18 protein-coding genes and 1 riboswitch are annotated in these 16944 nt (G+C 66.9%); of the genes, 11 read left to right on the top strand and 7 right to left on the bottom strand.

From position 1 onward, the window contains the following. Positions 1-1416 (top strand): serine hydrolase domain-containing protein, encoded by a 1416-nt coding sequence (locus FK529_RS03935; protein WP_158635041.1) that lies wholly within the window; start codon positions 1-3, stop codon positions 1414-1416. Positions 1417-1454: 38 nt separating this feature from the next. Further along, entirely contained in the window at positions 1455-2702 is a 1248-nt protein-coding gene (locus tag FK529_RS03930; protein WP_146559724.1) for a metal-dependent hydrolase family protein, read from the top strand. A gap of 46 nt (positions 2703-2748) precedes the next feature. On the opposite strand, the gene FK529_RS03925 is transcribed toward FK529_RS03930, so the two are convergent. Beyond that, a complete protein-coding gene (locus tag FK529_RS03925; RefSeq protein WP_158635040.1) occupies positions 2749-3387 on the bottom strand; it encodes a DUF1345 domain-containing protein in 639 nt (212 codons plus the stop codon). Between the two features lie 181 nt (positions 3388-3568). Beyond that, positions 3569-4168 (bottom strand): DUF1269 domain-containing protein, encoded by a 600-nt coding sequence (locus FK529_RS03920; protein WP_146559722.1) that lies wholly within the window; start codon positions 4166-4168, stop codon positions 3569-3571. A gap of 845 nt (positions 4169-5013) precedes the next feature. On the opposite strand from FK529_RS03920, the gene FK529_RS03915 reads away from it, so the two are divergent. From FK529_RS03915 to FK529_RS03905, 3 genes are all read left to right on the top strand, one after another. After that, positions 5014-5265, top strand: coding sequence for a hypothetical protein (locus tag FK529_RS03915; RefSeq protein WP_146559721.1), 252 nt, complete (start codon positions 5014-5016; stop codon positions 5263-5265). Between the two features lie 64 nt (positions 5266-5329). Continuing rightward, a riboswitch (guanidine-III (ykkC-III) riboswitch) is annotated at positions 5330-5394 on the top strand. 19 nt (positions 5395-5413) lie between these two features. Beyond that, entirely contained in the window at positions 5414-5728 is a 315-nt protein-coding gene (locus tag FK529_RS03910; protein WP_146559720.1) for a DMT family transporter, read from the top strand. Positions 5729-5917: 189 nt separating this feature from the next. After that, complete coding sequence (locus tag FK529_RS03905) at positions 5918-7129, top strand: DUF418 domain-containing protein (RefSeq protein WP_146559719.1); 1212 nt, start codon at positions 5918-5920, stop codon at positions 7127-7129. A 29-nt stretch (positions 7130-7158) separates the two neighbouring features. Here the strand turns inward: FK529_RS03905 and FK529_RS03900 are convergent, their stop codons facing one another. From FK529_RS03900 to FK529_RS03890, 3 genes are all read right to left on the bottom strand, one after another. Next, positions 7159-8457: an alpha/beta hydrolase gene (locus tag FK529_RS03900; protein WP_146559718.1), complete on the bottom strand. Its 1299-nt coding sequence runs from the start codon at positions 8455-8457 to the stop codon at positions 7159-7161. 145 nt (positions 8458-8602) lie between these two features. Then, positions 8603-9835 carry a sensor histidine kinase gene (locus FK529_RS03895; protein WP_205124353.1) on the bottom strand — a complete coding sequence of 411 codons (1233 nt, stop codon included), beginning with the start codon at positions 9833-9835 and terminating at the stop codon, positions 8603-8605. Continuing rightward, entirely contained in the window at positions 9832-10500 is a 669-nt protein-coding gene (locus tag FK529_RS03890; protein ID WP_146559717.1) for a response regulator, read from the bottom strand. The genes FK529_RS03895 and FK529_RS03890 overlap by 4 nt, the downstream gene beginning before the upstream one ends. Before the next feature lie 231 nt (positions 10501-10731). Here FK529_RS03890 and FK529_RS03885 point away from each other — a divergent pair, with 231 nt between their 5' ends. Beyond that, positions 10732-11727: an alpha/beta hydrolase family protein gene (locus FK529_RS03885; RefSeq protein ID WP_146559716.1), complete on the top strand. Its 996-nt coding sequence runs from the start codon at positions 10732-10734 to the stop codon at positions 11725-11727. 12 nt (positions 11728-11739) lie between these two features. Then, positions 11740-12513, top strand: coding sequence for a methyltransferase domain-containing protein (locus tag FK529_RS03880; RefSeq protein ID WP_146559715.1), 774 nt, complete (start codon positions 11740-11742; stop codon positions 12511-12513). Here the strand turns inward: FK529_RS03880 and FK529_RS03875 are convergent. After that, positions 12495-13394: a LysR family transcriptional regulator gene (locus FK529_RS03875; RefSeq protein ID WP_146559714.1), complete on the bottom strand. Its 900-nt coding sequence runs from the start codon at positions 13392-13394 to the stop codon at positions 12495-12497. The two genes, FK529_RS03880 and FK529_RS03875, sit on opposite strands and share 19 nt — an antisense overlap. 71 nt (positions 13395-13465) lie before the next feature. Here FK529_RS03875 and FK529_RS03870 point away from each other — a divergent pair, with 71 nt between their 5' ends. After that, a complete protein-coding gene (locus tag FK529_RS03870; RefSeq protein ID WP_166436374.1) occupies positions 13466-14692 on the top strand; it encodes an MFS transporter in 1227 nt (408 codons plus the stop codon). Positions 14693-14706: 14 nt separating this feature from the next. After that, positions 14707-15483: an LLM class F420-dependent oxidoreductase gene (locus tag FK529_RS03865; RefSeq protein ID WP_146559712.1), complete on the top strand. Its 777-nt coding sequence runs from the start codon at positions 14707-14709 to the stop codon at positions 15481-15483. Between the two features lie 46 nt (positions 15484-15529). Here the strand turns inward: FK529_RS03865 and FK529_RS03860 are convergent, their stop codons facing one another. Beyond that, positions 15530-15883 (bottom strand): hypothetical protein, encoded by a 354-nt coding sequence (locus FK529_RS03860; RefSeq protein WP_146559711.1) that lies wholly within the window; start codon positions 15881-15883, stop codon positions 15530-15532. Between the two features lie 41 nt (positions 15884-15924). On the opposite strand from FK529_RS03860, the gene FK529_RS03855 reads away from it, so the two are divergent. Both FK529_RS03855 and FK529_RS03850 read left to right on the top strand, forming a co-directional pair. Further along, on the top strand, positions 15925-16104 hold the full coding sequence (locus tag FK529_RS03855) for a hypothetical protein (protein WP_146559710.1): 180 nt from the start codon (positions 15925-15927) through the stop codon (positions 16102-16104). Continuing rightward, positions 16101-16847 (top strand): phosphoglyceromutase, encoded by a 747-nt coding sequence (locus tag FK529_RS03850; RefSeq protein WP_146559709.1) that lies wholly within the window; start codon positions 16101-16103, stop codon positions 16845-16847. The genes FK529_RS03855 and FK529_RS03850 overlap by 4 nt, the downstream gene beginning before the upstream one ends. Positions 16848-16944: the final 97 nt, after the last annotated feature.

The raw sequence follows: 16944 nt of genomic DNA, 5'->3' as shown, positions 1-16944 counted from the left end.
GTGGCCTTAGCCGATATCCGAAACGAACTCGAACTCCTGCTCGCCGAGCAGAAGTCGAATCCGGGCGTGACCGGTGCGGCGGTGGCTGTGCGATCCGGCGACGAGACGTTCGAACTCGCTCACGGCATCGCGAACATCAACACCGGCGAGGCCTTCCGAACCGACACCGCGTGGCTGCTGGGCTCGGTGACCAAGGTCCTCGTGACCACGGTCGTCCTCCGGCTGGTCGAGCGCGGCGCGATCGCGCTCGACGCCCCTGTGCGGCGGTACCTTCCAGAGTTCGGCCTCGTCGATTCCGCAGCCGCCGATTCCATCACCGTGCGAATGCTCTTGAATCACACCAACGGAATCGATGCCGATACCTTCGTGCCTGCGTCCGTGAGCGGACCGCAAGCGCATCGGTCGTACGTAGACGCCCTCGTCGCTCGAAGCGTCCTGTTCGACCCAGGATGCGGAATCCACTACTCCAACCCGGGTTTCGTGCTGGCTGCCCGGCTGATCGAGTCGCAGACGGGCCTCGATTTCGAGCAGGCGATGGACCGGGAGCTCTTCGGACCAGCCGGGATGGCGACCGCTACCAGCGCACGGCACCCTACTGCGGGCACGGCCATCGGTTCCTACCCGGACAGTACGGGCCGGATGCGCGCGAGCACGTCCTTCGCCATGCCGGATTCCTGCGCCGGCGCTGGCGCTACGACGCTGGTCACGCTCGCAGACATGCTGGCCTTCGGCCAGGTGATACTGAATCGCGGAATCGCCTGTACCGGAGAGCGAATCCTGTCGACCACGTCCGTTGTGCACGCCCAGGAGGAGTCCTACAGCCTCGCCGTCCCGCACTTGCCTTCGGTAGGCCTCGGTTGGTGGCGCGTGCCGATCGCGGACACCGTGGCACTGTGGCACGGCGGCGGTTCGCCGGGCGGTACGTCCAGCTTCACCGTACTGCCCGAACACGATACCGCCATCGTGAGTTACGTGAGCGGCCCCGATAAGCTCCTGCACGACCGGCTGCACAACACGGTGATCGAGCGCACCGTGCGTGGTCGTGCGCTGTCGCCCGAATTCGACAGATCAGCCGGTATCGACCCGAATGCAGCCGGTACCTACCGGCAGTTCCAGTTCGAGACCAACCTAGAGGTTCTCGAAGAGCGATTGGTGCAGAGGACTCGGTTCCTGCCCCACGACGAGGAGCACTCGCGCACGCTGCGCGGATTCGTCGGGGGAGAGCCCGATCTACCGCCGATCACCTACCGCAGCGCCGGGCCGGGATTGTTCACCCCCGCCGCTGCTCCCGACTCCGCGCTCGAGGGCTTCTACGGCCGGTTCGCGATCCTCGGCCTCCTCGCCCCCGCTGCAGGCAGGCCTGCGGGGATCTTTCAACGGCTGCGCTTCGAGCCGCGAGTGCGGCGCACCACCTGACCGGCACTACCGACCGCAACTGAGATCGAGGAACCTCAATGACCATTGCAGATCCCGCCGATACCGACTACTGGATCGTGGGCGCACGAATCGTGGACGGCACGGGCGCCGAACCCGTGGACGGGTGTGCCGTGCACGTCGAGAACGGGACCATCACGGAAGTGGGTCGCGCGCCGAGCCGCGGCGCCACCCTGGATGCGTCAGGCCTGACGCTCACCCCCGGTCTGATCGACGCACACGTGCATCTGGGGCTCAGTAGTGACATCGCCGCGAGCATGGGGCAGCTCTCGGTGGCCGAAATCGCGGCCGACATGTTCGATAATTGCTCTCAGACACTGGATTCCGGCTTCACGACGGTGCGCGATACCGGCGGAATCGACGCGGGCCTGGCGAACGTCGTGGCAGCAGGGAAGGTCCGCGGGCCAAGGATCCTGCAGTGCGGACCGATCCAATGTCAGACCGGTGGCCACGGTCATTTCGCACCGGGGTGGGAGCCCGCCGACGAGTGGCACCGGCGGGCGATCCCCGGGCTGCGAGACCTCTCCATGCTGTCGGACGGCGTCGACGAAATGCGCAAGAACGTCCGCGAGGCGTTCCGCCGTGGCGCCCAGTTCCTCAAGCTCTGCGTCACCGGCGGCGTGGTCTCGATGCACGACAAGCTGACCGACGTGCAATTCAGCCAGGACGAGATCGCCGCCGCGGTAGCGGAGGCGAAGGATCGCGCCACTTACGTGACGGTGCACGCCCACAACAACGACGGAATCCGGCGTGCTGTGGCCGCCGGCGTCACATGCGTTGAGCACGGCTCCGACATCGACGAAGCCACTGCCGCTGTGATGGCGGACAACGCAGTGGCCCTCGTGCCCACCCTCTCGGTGACGCATGCTCTCGCGAACGGCGTAGAGCGATCCGGATTGCCCGAATCGATCGGCGAGCGCCTGGGCAGCGTCATGCAGGGGCAGATCGACGGACTACTCGCCGCGCGCGCCGCGGGCGTGCGCGTCGGCTCCGGCTCGGACCTGATCGGCCCGGACCAGCGTAACCGGGGGTTCGAGCTGCAGCTGCGGTCATCGATCGAGACGCCGCTGCTCGCACTGCGATCCGCCACCCAGATCAACGCCGACATCCTGGGTATCGGCGATCGGGTCGGCACCATCGAGGCCGGCAAGCAGGCCGACCTGGCGGGATTCTTCGGCGATCCGATCGAGCGTCCCGAGGTGTTCGGTGACCCGGCCGCGGTGCGACTTGTCATCCAGAACGGGCGAATCGTCAAGAACCGTCGATGATCTGCGCCACGGAACTGCCAGCTCGCCGATGACGGTCGGAGCGCGGCTATGCGGTCAGTGAGGCTACGGCTACGGCGACGGTGACGGTGTTGAACAAGAAGGCGATGCAGCCGTTGACCGCGACCGAGTTCCGGGCCGACCGCGTATTGACAGTGGTGTCGGTTGTTCCGAATGTCGCCATCACGCTCACCGCGAAATAGCAGTAGTCACTCCATGAGCGCTTGACTTCGCTTCCGCTGAATGTGAGCGAGGAGTAGTTGCTCGAGACATCGTCCACGAGAAACTTGACAGCGAACGCTAGCGCGATGCAGGCCCAAGCAATGCCAATCAGGCCACCACCGATGATCTTCCTCGTCAGCATCGAGAACGCGCTCTCTGATGACCCCGGAATCCACACCGACGCGACGAGCAGTGAGGCGAAAGACACTACGAATATCGAGACCAGGGCCGGCATCTCGGTTCTCAGGCTGCGCCGGAACGAGTCGGCCGGGGGAAACGATCGGGTCCAGTCGGCGACAGTGTCGAGACGAGTTGTCGAGAAGACGATCAGAGTTGTCAGCAGGTATGTCACCAGAAAGAAGCCGAAGAGCACGACGCTCGCATCGTGGAGCGTGAGGGCGTTCGCGCGATTACGGGTGAACCACAGGAGAAGGAAGGAAAAGACGACAGCGCCGACGAGCGACACTCCAATCCGGGTCGCACCCGGTAGCAGCCATCTTCGGTACATTCTAGAGACCAATTCAATCTCTCATTGTGGAAGCGGCATGTGGAGCAGCTTGTCACGACTGACGGGCAGAAAGGGACTGGTGCGGCAGTAGTCGTGCCCTCAGCGCGGGCGCGACTACTGCCGCAGCAGTGGTGGGCTGTTATCCCTTGAGCTTGGCCTTGAGCTTGGCCACGCGCTCGTCGCGCTTCTCCTTGCGCTCTTCCTTCTTGGCCTCGTGAGCCTTCTGCCGCGCCGCGTCCGCCGCCGCGTCAGCGGCATCCTCAGCTGCGGAGATCTCGCCGAGAACCTCGTCCTCGTCGCGGCGAATCAACGCACCTCCGCTGCGCAGAGCGAAATCATCGAGGGCCGACTGATCGCTCTCCTCGACCTCGGCGATGATCGCCGTCGTTCCCGCCGGCAGTGCGCTGCTCAGATGCGAGATCACATCGTCGCTGTCACCGCCGCGTGCCACATCGAATCCCGCTCCGACGAGGGAACCGCCCGCCAGGCCCAGCAGCACGCCGAGGGGTCCGCCGAGAATTCCGATCAGCGTGCCCAGTCCGGCGCCCCCGAGGGTGCCGAGCCCGATCACGTTGTCCTGACCGTCGGTGACCTTGAGCTGGCCATCGTCCTGGCGTTCGACGACAGCCGAGCCGTCGATGGTGATCGAGCCCGAATCCAGGTCCTTGAACTTGCTGAACGCCTCGTACGCCGGTCCCGACTCGGGCCAGCTGATGAGGATGATGTTTTTCGATCCCACGGTGCGCCTCCATTGATTTGACTGGTCAGTCATTCGAAAGCGGTGTCTGATGTGACCCGCGCCGTGGACGCTACCAAGCCGAGCTCTGGTTAGCTGTAAAAACAATCAATTTCGGCAAGCGCTTGCGCCGGTTGCAAAGCTCTGATAACCAGGGGGTTCTCGCGAACTCATCCTGAAGTGCATCAGGGTTGAGTTTGGACCCGCCGCTTCTCCGGTTGACAGGTCCTGCCAGGGGCGCTGCTGACGGTAGGTGCGCTGCTCCTTCTTGCCCCGCGGGGCGTGGTGAGTGGTCTCGGTTGTAGTCGTCAACCGAAGAGTGGAAAGTCTGACGATTCGGGATGAAGTCAAACTCAGCGACTATGTCGAGCGAGATAGCGAAATAGTCGCATTTCGGCCTTTTCTGTCCCGTCGCCGACTATCCGAGCGCAACGTCATCGCCTGGTGCCGAATGTTCGACTCGGGCGGCCGCGCGGCGATCTGCGCTGAGCCGCGCGGACCGCGGACCGACCGGTTGGGCATTTCAGAATGCCCTGTTGCACAGCCAGATTCAATGCTTCTGCGAATCCGCGGCCGGTACGCCGGGGGTATCGCAGGCAGCTGCTGGTCGGATGCGAAGGGGTGGAACGCGGAGCCCGTTCAGTGCGCCGCGAGGACCGTTTGTGGCAATTGTCTTACAGTGTTCAGTTCACCTGCTGGGAAAACCGTCAAGCTCCTGTTCAGCATGAGATCTGTGATCGGCGCCCTGTGGCGAGGTTTCGGGCTGTGAAAACGCGCTCCCCTGAAGCGGATCGGCCCTGACGCGGCGCATTTTGGCCTGTCGAATGGTGCCGGTCTAGAATTCTGACGTGGATGGATTGCCGCGAGTGCGCAGTGTTGTCGCGCCGACGGGGTGGGACCGTGAATCGGTGACAGCGTATGCCGAGCATGTGATCGCGCGAGAGGATCGGCTGAGCAATCTGGTGGCCGTCCGCGTCAAGTTGCGGGACAAGGAACTGTTGCCGAACTTGACCACACGATGGACCGTTCTCTACGTCACGCACAGGAAGCGCTCGTTGCGTCGCGATCTGTCGGTAGTCACGGAGGAGCGTCGCGGCTGAGTTCGCCCAAGCCTCTATTGGCGGTCACTCCGTCTTGCGAGTTCACCCTTTCCGTGTATGGTTCTAAGCGTCGCTAGTGACATCCCGGACGAGGCACACCGTACCCGGCCAGCGAAAAGACGGTGTGTACCTGAGGAGGGTACTCACCATGGCGTGGATCATCCTGATCGCTTCCGGAATCATTGAGGCCGTGTGGGCCACGGCACTGGGCAAGTCGGAAGGATTCTCCAAACTTACTCCTACGGTCGTCTTTGTCGTGGCCCTCGTAGTAAGCATGGTCGGTCTCGCCCTCGCAATGCGCGACCTTCCGACTGGCACTGCGTACGCGGTGTGGGTGGGCATTGGTGCGACCCTCACGGTGATCTACGCGATGGCGACGGGCGCGGAAACTGCCTCGATAGCAAAGATTCTCTGCATCGTCGCGATCATCGGCGGGGTCGTCGGACTGAAGCTCGCTCACTAGAAGGAGGCGGGGCTGCTGCACGGATCCGTAATCCTTTCCGGGGGTGCAGCAGTCCCTCCACCGCCCGCCCCTGAGCCAGGGGGTTGATCACCTCGCTGCCGCGATCGAGGCGGGATTCCAGCCGCTCGGCTGGTGATTTCAGCGAGGTCGCCAGTACCGGGCGGCCGGCGGTCCGCCGAGTCTTGAGGTATGAGTTCCCCGCCTCTGCTCGACCCCGCCGCTGAAGAGCGATCGTCGGATCCCGGGCGCCGCCTGGCAGCACTGGATGTCCTGCGTGGCATTGCGATCCTGGGCACCCTGGCGTCGAATATCTGGATCTTCACCACCGCTGCGCGCGACCCTTCGGATCACGGACCTGATCTCGCGGGGCTCGCGCAGTGGTTCCCTAATGGAAAATTCCTAGGGCTGCTGACCATCATGTTCGGCATCGGTCTGGCGATCCAGCATCGATCTGCGGTGCGTCGGGGCAAGCGGTGGCCGGGCAAGTACCCCATCCGCTGCCTGCTGCTGTTCATCGACGGTCTTCTGAACTACATCCTCGTCGTGCAGTTCGACGTCTTGCGCGCGTACGCCGTGGTCGCCTTCGTGGTGGCATTCCTGGTCCTGTTCGCCGACCGCTTTCAGATCTGGTTCGCCCTGTTGTTCATGGTGATTCATGACGGGTACATGGCGCACCTCAGCCTGTCGTCGCAGGATTCGGCGTCCGACGGGAGCGCCCGCCCGAGTCGGACACCGAATCCGGAACCGGAGGCGATGGGCCACGCTGATCCGGCGACGGGGACGTGGTGGGACCTCGTGCTGAGCAACCTGCGTAGCTTCCCTGAACCCCTCATTGTGAATGCAGAGTTCACCACGGTGGTGTTCATGGCTGGGGCGCTCTTCCTGGTGGGTGGTCTGCTCTACCGGCATGGGGTGTTCGAGCCGCACCGGCGCAAGTTGCGCTACGTCCTCATGGTCGCAGGCTTCGGTCTCGCACTCCCGTTGGACTTCGTGACCACGTACTTCCTCGCTCCCGAGCACGGCCACTGGGCGCGCTACTTCTTCGCGTGGGGCGTGTCGTTCGGTCTGCTCGCCCTGGTCGCCGAATACGCCGTCCGGCGAGAGTTCGGCCGAGTCGGGCGCACCGTGTCGCATGTCGGGCGAATGGCGTTGAGTTGCTATCTCTTGCAGAACATTCTCGGTGTGCTCGGGTCGCGGACATTCTTCGATCAGCCCTGGTTCGCGCAGCTGCCCCATCTCGCGGCCACCACCGTGGCCATGGTCTCGATCTCGGCAATACTGATCGCGTTCTCGTGGCTGTGGCTGCGCCACTTCGACCGAGGGCCCGCCGAGTGGCTCTGGCACGTCATGTACAACTTCCTGGCGAGAGAAGGGCCCGCCGCGCCCACAGTGCCACGATGAACCCCGTTGCCCCTGAAGGACCGTGTGCGTCAGGGTGCCGTGATGCCCAGGCGGGCAACGAGCCAGGGCAAGGATTGCCGTAGACCGCCGGCCCAGGCTTCCCAATTGTGCGCTCCTGAAACCTCGAGCAGCCGGACATCCATCCCGGCCCGCCGCGTCGCCGCGAGAACCGTCCGCTGCTGGGGGATGAACTCGGTGTCGTCGCGGCCCACGGTCAGCACACCGGCCACACCAGCCGGCGCGGGGTCATTGGCCAAAATCTCGAGGGGGTTCACCTTTTTGTAGGACTTGGTGTCGCCGTTGAACGCTGCACGGACGGTCTTGTCGCGACTTCCGAGCGACGGCTCAGCCTCGCCTGAGATGTCGACGAACGTCGGGTACGCAGAGGGCCTGCGGAGAGCCAGTTGCAGCGCGCAGGTCCCGCCGTACGACAGTCCGGCGACCGCCCAACGGCGCGGGTTCGTGTCGACCTGCAAGTTGCTCCGGATCCACGCCGGCACATCGTCTGCGAGGTACGTCTCGCTGTTGCCCAGGCGGGAGTTGACGCAGAGAGGATTGCGCAACGCTGCCCCCGTCGAATCAGGCATGACGACGACGGGGGCCAGTCCGTTGTGCGCCGCCGCGAAACGATCCATCACCGCGGCGATCTCGCCCCCGCTCACCCAGTCGTAGGGCGTCCCCGGGTGGCCGTGGAGTAACACCAGAACGGGCAGTAGCGGGCGGCGGGGATCCAGGTAGGCGGGCGGCAGGTAGATGAAGGCGCGTCGAGTCACAGGGAAAGAGGAAAGCCTTCCGGGAATGTCCGCCTGCGCCAGCGTGCCGTGGACACTCGGCCGCTTCGTGGGGGTCCAGTTCTCGTGAAGGCTGCGGCCCGCGATCGCGCGCTGCGGATCGCGGACCGGCCCCCCGATCGACGTGAAGTCGCTTTCGCCGGAGATCGGGAGAGAGAGCGCGAATCGAAGAGTGGGATAATGACCGTAGTACCGGTTGACCTCGCCCGCTGCCACGGTGAGAACGATCAACACCGACACCGCCGAGGCGATCCAGCGTTTCCACGGCGCTCTCCGCGCTCGAAGGACGCCGAGGCCGATCGATCCGAGTCCGACGCCGATCCATACGACAACCAGGATGGGTGTGGGTGTGTACAGGTGGTAGTCGATCAGCCTGTTGACGACGATGGCGCCGGTAGCGGCGAATACGCCGACGAGGGGAAGCGCTCGTAACCACCAGCGACGACCCCGGCCGTACAGCAGATACAGCCCGCAGAGGCCGCCCAGCACGAGCGCGGTGAGCGGTAGCGGTCCGCGCAGCAGCGACCAGTCAAGCATCGAACTGGCTCGTCAGGTGCCGTACCCGCCGCGGTCCTTCATGCACGCCCACCACTCAATGGTCGGTCGGGCCGGCCGGACTGTACACGGGCTCCTGGCGGGAGGTCCGCATCCATCCGGCTGGAATCCCTTCGCCGACCGGATGTCAGAGTTGTTCCTGGCTCGAATCGCTCCGACGCCGTTGCTCGGACAACGGCCGACGGTCTCCGTCGGCACCCGGCGCGGCTGTAGTCTCCTGCGTGCTGGTCCGGGTGGGCAGTGACACGCTGAGGCGGAAGCCGCCGTCGGACGTCTCCTCGGTCGACATCACACCACCGAGCAGTGCGGCTCGCTCCTGGAGACCGATCAGGCCATGCCGAGCACTGGGCAGAGCGAGTACGGGCCGAGTCGGCCGCGTATTGGTGATCGTGACGTTGAGTGCAGTCGCCGTGTGGTCGATCTTCACCACGGCTGAACTGCCTGGAGCGTGCTTCCTCACATTGGTCAGCGCTTCTTGAACGGTGCGATAGACGGCGCGCTGCAATGCCGGATCGAGGTCTGATCGTGCTGCATTGTCGTCGAGACGCGTCTCGATTCCGCTCGTGTCGATCAGGCGCTCGAGGTCGGTCAGTGTCGGCTGAGGGTGAAGGCCGGAACCGGTGCCCCCCGAGGCGCGGAGCAGGTTCACCATGTGGCGCAGTTCCTCGAGGGTGTTCACCGCGAGGCGTCGAAGCGTGCCGGCAGTCTCTTTGGCGGCAGGGTCCGGTGAACTGACTTGTAATGCCGCGGCCTGAACCGCGATCAGGCTGACCTGGTGCGAAACCACATCGTGCATTTCTCGCGCGAGCTGATTCCGTTCCTTCGCCAGTATCGCCTGCGCGTCGAGTTGCCGTTCGTGCTCGCGGACCTGCTCGATGTCGATCAGCCGTTCGCGCAATTCCTCGCGGGTGCGGACGAGCCTGCCCATGACGATCGGTGCGACTGCGGTCATCGTCGCGTACAGCCCCACGATGACGGCGTCCGACGCCGTATAGACGGAGAAATCAATGGCTGTCTCGGTGATCTGAAGGGTGGTCCAGATGTATCCGATTGCAGCTATCGCAGCGAAACTGCCGAGTAGTCTTCGCTGATCGAACCTGGTTGCCACGTTGAAAAGAGTGATGACGACAGCGATCATCGCGCTCGACGCGAAAAGCGCGAAAATGCTCCCCAGGAATGCGGCGATCGGCCATCGCCTGCGAACGGCGACAGCGATGACTGCCACGGATACGGCGAACCACAGGTGCACTGCGGAGGCTGGAGTGAGTGCGGCGTCCGCACCCGCTGCCGTGATGAGCACCCCCTCCGTGAGTAGTTTCCTCTTCGTGGAGGAGGAGGCGCCCGCGGGAACGATCGTCACGATTTCTGGTTGCCTACGGAGTTGCCCGACAGCATGCCCGCTTGCTGCGCGATGATTGCGGCTTGGACTCTGCTCCCGACGGAGAGTTTCGCGAAGATCGCACTGATGTGATCTTTGACGGTGCCGACACTGACGTGGATCCGCTTACCGATTTCAGCATTGGAAAGCCCCTCGGCGATGAGAACCAGCACGGCGCGTTCGCGGTCGGTCAAGCGGCTCACCTGATGGGCGGAATGGGAACCTGCCCCGGCCCCGAGGTACCTGTCGACGACGGTCTGGGAGACCTGCGGCGACAGCACCACCCCGCCGTGGGCCAGCGTGCGCACCAGCTGCGCCAGCTGCTCCGGGCCGGTGTCCTTCAGGATGAATCCCGCTGCCCCGCTGCGCAGAGCGGTGGCGATGTACTCGTCCGAGTCGAAGGTGGTCAGCATGGCCACCGTCGGGGGAGACTTCAGCGCCCGCAGTTGGCGCAAGACGGTCAGACCGTCCACGTCCGGCATGCGAATGTCGAGCAGAACCACATCCGGGCGGTGCATGCTGGCCGCCCGTACGCCCTGCGCCCCCACCGCGGTGGCGACCACCTCGATGTCGGCAGCGGCATCGAGGATGAGCTGGAAGCCCGACCGCACCAGTTCCTCATCATCGATGACCACGACGCGGATCATGCGTACCCCCCAAATGCCACCGGTCTGTGAACTCTCAGTGTGCCCCGATCTCAGCTGCGATTCCAGTGAATCCGAACGGGTGCCCGATACGTCGGCCTGGTGGCCGGTGCATCTCCGCCGATCGGCAGGAGGTCCAGCCGGACCGCAGGTACCGCCCGGCGCCATCCGGCGGTTCGATCGACGGGGTGCTGACGCGGCGGTCGGCTACCCCAGCGAACGAAGGACCCGAACGTGCCCTCCGAGAGAGACATCCTCCGTCGCCTTCGTCGGAGCGCCCGCACGCCGTGGTCGATCCTGCTCGCGCTCGTCGTCATTGCGGCGACCGCCGGATCCGCTCCGCCCCAGCCTGCGGTGGATCCGCTCGCAACTCGGCTACTACCCCCGGGCTCCGTGACCACTATCCCGTATCTCCGTGTCGGGGCGGACGATCAAACACAGGGCACGCTCTATTTGCCCACAAGCACGGTGCCCCTCCGATCGACGGTCGTCCTCATTCACGGGGGAGGCTGGAAGGCGTGGTCCAGCGCGGACCTTCTCGAGCCGCTGGCGCGGGCGCTCCAGTCCCGTGGGCATCCGGTGTGGAACATCGAATACCGCAGGGTCGGCAGCGGTGGCGGTTGGCCGACGACCTTCTCGGACGTCGCCGCGGCGGTCGACTTCGTCTCCTCATTGGCCAGGAGAACGACTCAGGTGCGCGTTCACGACGTGATCGCGGGCGGGCATTCGGCCGGTGGACAACTCGCGGCCTGGACCGCGTCGCGGGCTGTGGATCCGTCCGCCGGACCGGGCCCGCCTCCGCGCGTGGTCCCGCGCGCCGTGGTCGCGCTCGGCGCTGCACTCAACATGGCCGCGACCGGACGGATCACCACCAACGCGCGCGACGTCCTCGGCGGTGAGCGCAGCGTCGTTCCCCGCCGGTACGAGCTCGTCAACCCCATCGAGCGGATCAACGCGAGCGTGCCGATCACGATCGTGCACGCGGCGGACGACCGGATCATCCACTACTCGGTCGTGACCGAGTACGCCGACGTCGCCCGGCAGCGTGGCACCCCGGTGAACGTCGTCAGATTACCGTCCGGCGGACACGGTGGCCCGCTCGATCCGGGGCCGGGGTGGAATGAGACATTGCGCGCCTTCCGGGCACACTCTCCGCTCCCCGGACCGACACTGCAGCCCGGCGTCGTCTCGATGAGGAACGTCCACGGCCCACCTCTGCCGCCGAGCTGATTGGATAGCACTATGCCTTCCCACCGGTGGGATCCGTCCCAGTACCTCCGTTACGGCGACGAGCGCACCCGGCCGTTCTCCGACCTGCTCGCGCGCATCCCCGGCGACGCGCGCACCGTCGTCGATCTCGGGTGCGGCCCGGGCAACGACGTCGCGCCGCTGCGCGCCCGCTGGCCGGAGGCGGCGATCCACGGGGTGGACTCCAGCGAGGAGATGATCCAGCGCGCCCGCGCCGACGTGACGGACTCGAGGGTCACCTTCGAGACCGGGGACGCCGCCGCGTGGCGGCCCGATGGCGAGCGGCCCGACGTGATCGTCTCGAACGCCATGTACCAGTGGGTCGACCGGCACATCGACCTGCTGCCCGCTACCGCCGACGGTGCCGGCCGCGCGTTCGCCTTCCAGGTGCCGGGCAACCAGGACGCGCCCTCGCACGCGCTGTTGTGGCGCCTCGCCGCAGAGCACGGCGTCACCGACTTCCGCCGCATCGACGTGCGCGAGCCGGCCGAGTATCTTGCAGCGCTGCAGCGCCCGGGCTGGCAGGTGGATGTCTGGGAGACCACCTACCTGCACGTCCTGCAGGGGCCCGACGCCGTCTTCGAGTGGATCTCGGGCACGGGTGCGCGTCCCGTGCTCGCGCGGCTCGACGGTGCCGCGCGCGAGGACTTCGTCGTCCGGTACAAGGCGGAGCTGAACATCGCTTACCCGCCACAGGATTTCGGGACGGTCCTACCTTTCCGCCGGATCTTCGCCGTCGCCCGCCGTGATCAGGATTCGAACGCGTAGTCGCGGAAGGCGCGCACGGCTCGGGGGAGGGCGGTGTCGGGCCGCCAGATGAGTCCCACCTCGCGGGTGGGTGCGGGCCCGGACATGGGCACCAGCACGAGGCCCGGCGGCCACAGCGGATCCTCGTCGACCGGCAGCAGGGCCACCCCGAGCCCAGCCGCGACCAGGCCCGCCACGGTGAAGGACTCGGACGATTCGAAGGCGATCCGCGGCCGGAAACCTGCCGCGGCACAGCGTTCCTCGAGAATGCGCCGCAGGCCGAACTCGGGGTGCATCGTGATGAAGTCTGCGTCGGCGGCCTCGGAGAGGTGCACCGACGGGCGCTCCGCCAGGGGATGCCCGTCGGGGACCGCGAGCGCCAGGCGCTGCACCGCGAGCAGGCCGAAGGCGACGGCGCTCGTAGCCGGTCGGGGCGAGACGATCGCGAGGTCGGCCTCGTCGGCGAGCACCCGCTCGGTGACCGTCCCGGCGGCGAACTGCGACAGCTCGAAGCTCACGCGCGGCTCCCGCGCGCGGAAGCCGGAGACGAGCCGCGGCACCAGTGCGACGCCGAAGGAGTGCAGGAAGGAGAGCCGGATCGTGCCCTGCGACGGGTTCCGCAGGTCCGCGATCTGCGCCCGCGCCGCTTCCAACTCGGCGTGCGCCCGCCGGGCGTGATCGAGGTAGATCTCGCCGCTCGCGTTGAGCACGAGGCGTCCGTGCCGCCGGTCGAAGAGCGGCTCCCCGATCTCCGCTTCGAGGCGGGCGAGGGTGCGCGAGAGCGTGGGCTGAGTGATCCGCAGCGTCGCCGCCGCGTCGGTCATGTGCTGGGTCTCGGCCAGTGTGATGAACCGCACGAGGTCGTCCAACGTACTGGGCGCGGGCCTGTCACCTGGGGGCATGCGTTCTTTCTATCACTGTGGTCGTATCCATGCATTTTTCACATCGGTGCTTCGGGGGCACCGTGGGCGCTATGACCGCCGCTGTCGAGAGCACCGGGACCGCGCCGCTCCGCGCAGGGACGCCCGCGTACCGTCGGACGACCCTCGCGTTGTTCGTCGCGGGCCTGACGACCTTCGGCTCGATGTACTCGACCCAGGCGGTGCTCCCGGAGTTGACCCGGGTGTTCGGCTCCGCACCCGCCGTCTCCGCGCTCGCGGTCTCCGTCACCACCGGTCTGCTGGCGATCGCGATCATCCCCGTCAGTGCGCTCTCCGAGCGCTTCGGCCGCACCCGGGTGATGACGGCGTCGGCCGTCGCCGCCGTCCTGCTCGGCCTGGTGATCCCGCTCGCGCCGACCTTGCCCGTTCTGCTCATCCTCCGAGGGCTGCAGGGGATCGCGCTCGCCGGCGTCCCCGCCGTCGCCATGGCCTACCTGGCGGAGGAGGTCGACGGGCGCGACCTGGGCGGGGCGATGGGGCGGTACGTCGCGGGCACGACGATCGGCGGTCTGCTCGGCCGCGTGGTCACGGCGGTCGGGCTCGACGTGATGGCCTGGCGCGGCGCCATGGAGCTCTTCGCGGTGGCCGCCGCGGCGCTGACCGTGGTGATGATCCGCACCCTGCCCGCATCGAGATACCATGTGCCGAAGCCGGTCTCGGTGGGAACGACGATGCGCGGCATGGTCGGTCACCTCCGCAGGCCCGAGCTCGTAACACTGTTCGTGCTCGCCTTCCTGCTGATGGGCGGCTTCGTCAGCGTCTACAACTTCCTCGGATTCCGGCTGCTGGCCGAGCCCTTCGCGCTCGCGCCGAGCGTCGTCGGGCTGGTCTTCCTGATCTACCTCGCGGGCACCGTCTCGTCCGGGGCGGCGGGCCGGCTCGCGGACCGCCACGGCCGGCGCCGCGTGCTGCTCGCGTCCATCGCGACGATGGGTGCCGGCCTGGTGGGCACGCTGCCGGACTCGACGCCCTCCGTACTCGCGGGGATGGTCGTCTTCACCGCGGGCTTCTTCGCGGCGCACAGCGTGGCCAGCGGCTGGGTCGGCCGGCTCGCGACCGAGCACCGGGCGGAGGCCTCGTCGGGGTACCTGTTCTGCTACTACGCCGGCTCCTCGGTGCTCGGGGCATCGGGCGGCGCGGCGTTCGCCGCGCTCGGGTGGACGGGGCTGGTGGTCGCGGTGTCGGTCGCCATCGCCGCCGCATTCGCTCTGGTCATCGTGGTTCTCCCCGGTTCGGCCAGCGCGCCCGCTGTCCGCTGAGTAGCGTCGACTCCATGCGCATCGGAGTCCAACTTCAGCCCCAGCATTTCACCGAGTACCAGCAGTTCCGCGACGCCGTCGCCAAGCTCGAGGAACTGGGCGTCGACGTCGTCTACAACTGGGACCATTTCTTCCCGCTCTCGGGCGACCCCGACGGGACCCACCTCGAATGCTGGACGATGCTGGCCGCGTGGGCGGAGCAGACCTCGCGGATCGAGATCGGCGCGCTGGTCACCTGCAACAGCTACCGCAACCCCGATCTTCTCGCCGACATGGCGCGCACCGTCGACCACATCTCGAAAGGTCGCCTGATCCTGGGCATCGGCTCCGGCTGGTTCCAGCGCGACTACGACGAGTACGGATTCGAATTCGGCACCGCCGGCTCGCGCCTCGACGACCTGGGGGCGGCCCTGCCGCGGATCACCGAGCGGTGGAGCAAGCTCAATCCCGCTCCCACCCGTGATATCCCGATCCTCATCGGCGGTGGCGGCGAGAAGAAGACCCTCCCACTGGTGGCGCAGTACGCCTCGGTGTGGCACTACTTCGTGGACCTGGAGACCTATCGGCACAAGTCGGCGGTGCTCGCGGAGGCGTGCGCGAAGATCGGCCGCGACCCGAAGGAGATCGCGCACAACGTGGCCATCCCGCGCGGTGTCGGCGTCGACGAGGCGCTCACCTTCGCCGACCAGCTCGTCGCGGAGGGCGCGACGGAGTTCACCGCCGAGCTGTCTGCACCCGGCTTCGACTACACGGTCATCGAGGCCCTGCTGCGCTGGCGGAATTCGCAGTAGCTACCGGACTGCTGGGATCGATCCACTCCGTGGAGTGTTGGTCCGATCACGCCCGAGGCGAGTACGTCACGACGCCGCTCCACGGGGCGTGGCCCGGATCGCGCGGGTCGGGCTGCGGCCCCGCGGCCAGACGGTGGGCCTCCGTCCAGTCCAGGCGGCCGAGGGCCACAGCGGCGGGGAACAGTGGTGAGATCTGATCCGCGTGCCACCCACGAGCCTCGATGTGGGCGACGCCGTCCGCGGGCAGGAACCGCCACGGCGCGTGCCGCAGGATGCCGCGGTTCCGCTCGGCCATCACCGAGCCCACGCCCGCGGCGCTGAGGTCCAGGCACCAGCGGCCGACGCCCGCGGCCAGCAGGGTGTCCGCGAGGGCGTCGGCCTCGTCGGGGGAGAGGTACATGATCAGGCCCTCAGACAGGACCAGAACCGTGCGCGGTGGTCGTGAGCAGAGTCGGCACCGTCGACCCCGGCCGGGCCGCGGCCGACCTGGTCAGCCTGCTTGAGGGGCTCCTCTTCGACCGACTCCACGGCGCCCGGTCGCTGGCTCCGCCGCGCACGCCGGAGGGCAGCGTCGCGGACCTGCGTGGGCCGATCCGGCGGGCGTTAAACTACGGCGCATGACCTACGGCACCCTGATCCTGCTCCGCCACGGCGAGAGCGAGTGGAACGCGTCCAACCAGTTCACCGGCTGGGTCGATGTGGCGCTGACGGAGAAGGGGCGCGGCGAGGCCGTCCGCGGCGGCGAGTTGCTCAAGGAGGCCGGCCTGCTGCCGGATGTCCTCTACACCTCGCTCCTGCGCCGCGCGATCACCACCGCGAACCTCGCCCTCGACGCCGCCGACCGGCACTGGATCCCCGTGATCCGCGACTGGCGCCTCAACGAGCGCCACTACGGGGCGCTGCAGGGCCTGAACAAGGCCGAGACCAAGGAGAAGTACGGCGACGAGCAGTTCATGCTGTGGCGCCGCAGCTACGACACCCCGCCGCCCGCGATCGACCCGGAGAACGAGTACAGCCAGACCGGCGATCCGCGGTACGCGCACCTGCCGCAGGTCCCGCTCACCGAGTGCCTGCTCGACGTGGTCAAGCGCTTCATCCCGTACTACCAGGCCGTCATCGAGCCGCAGGTCGCGCAGGGGAAGACGGTGCTGGTCGCCGCGCACGGCAACTCGCTGCGCGCGCTGGTCAAGCACCTCGACGGCATCTCCGACGCCGACATCGCCGCGCTCAACATCCCCACCGGCATTCCCCTGACCTACTCGTTCACCGAGGACGGCGCCGTGGCCAACCCGGGCGGCACCTACCTCGACCCGGAGGCCGCCGCCGCGGGCGCCGCCGCGGTCGCCAATCAGGGCGCCAAGTAGTCCCACGATCGACGACGGGGCGGTACCGACAAAATCGGTACCGCCCCTTAAGTTATTCCTCAGGCCCCGGTGGCGCCCAGGCGATAGTTTGGACTAC

Source organism: Tsukamurella asaccharolytica, from assembly GCF_007858435.1.
GTDB lineage: Bacteria > Actinomycetota > Actinomycetes > Mycobacteriales > Mycobacteriaceae > Tsukamurella > Tsukamurella asaccharolytica.
This window is presented reverse-complemented; position numbering and strand designations above follow the sequence as displayed.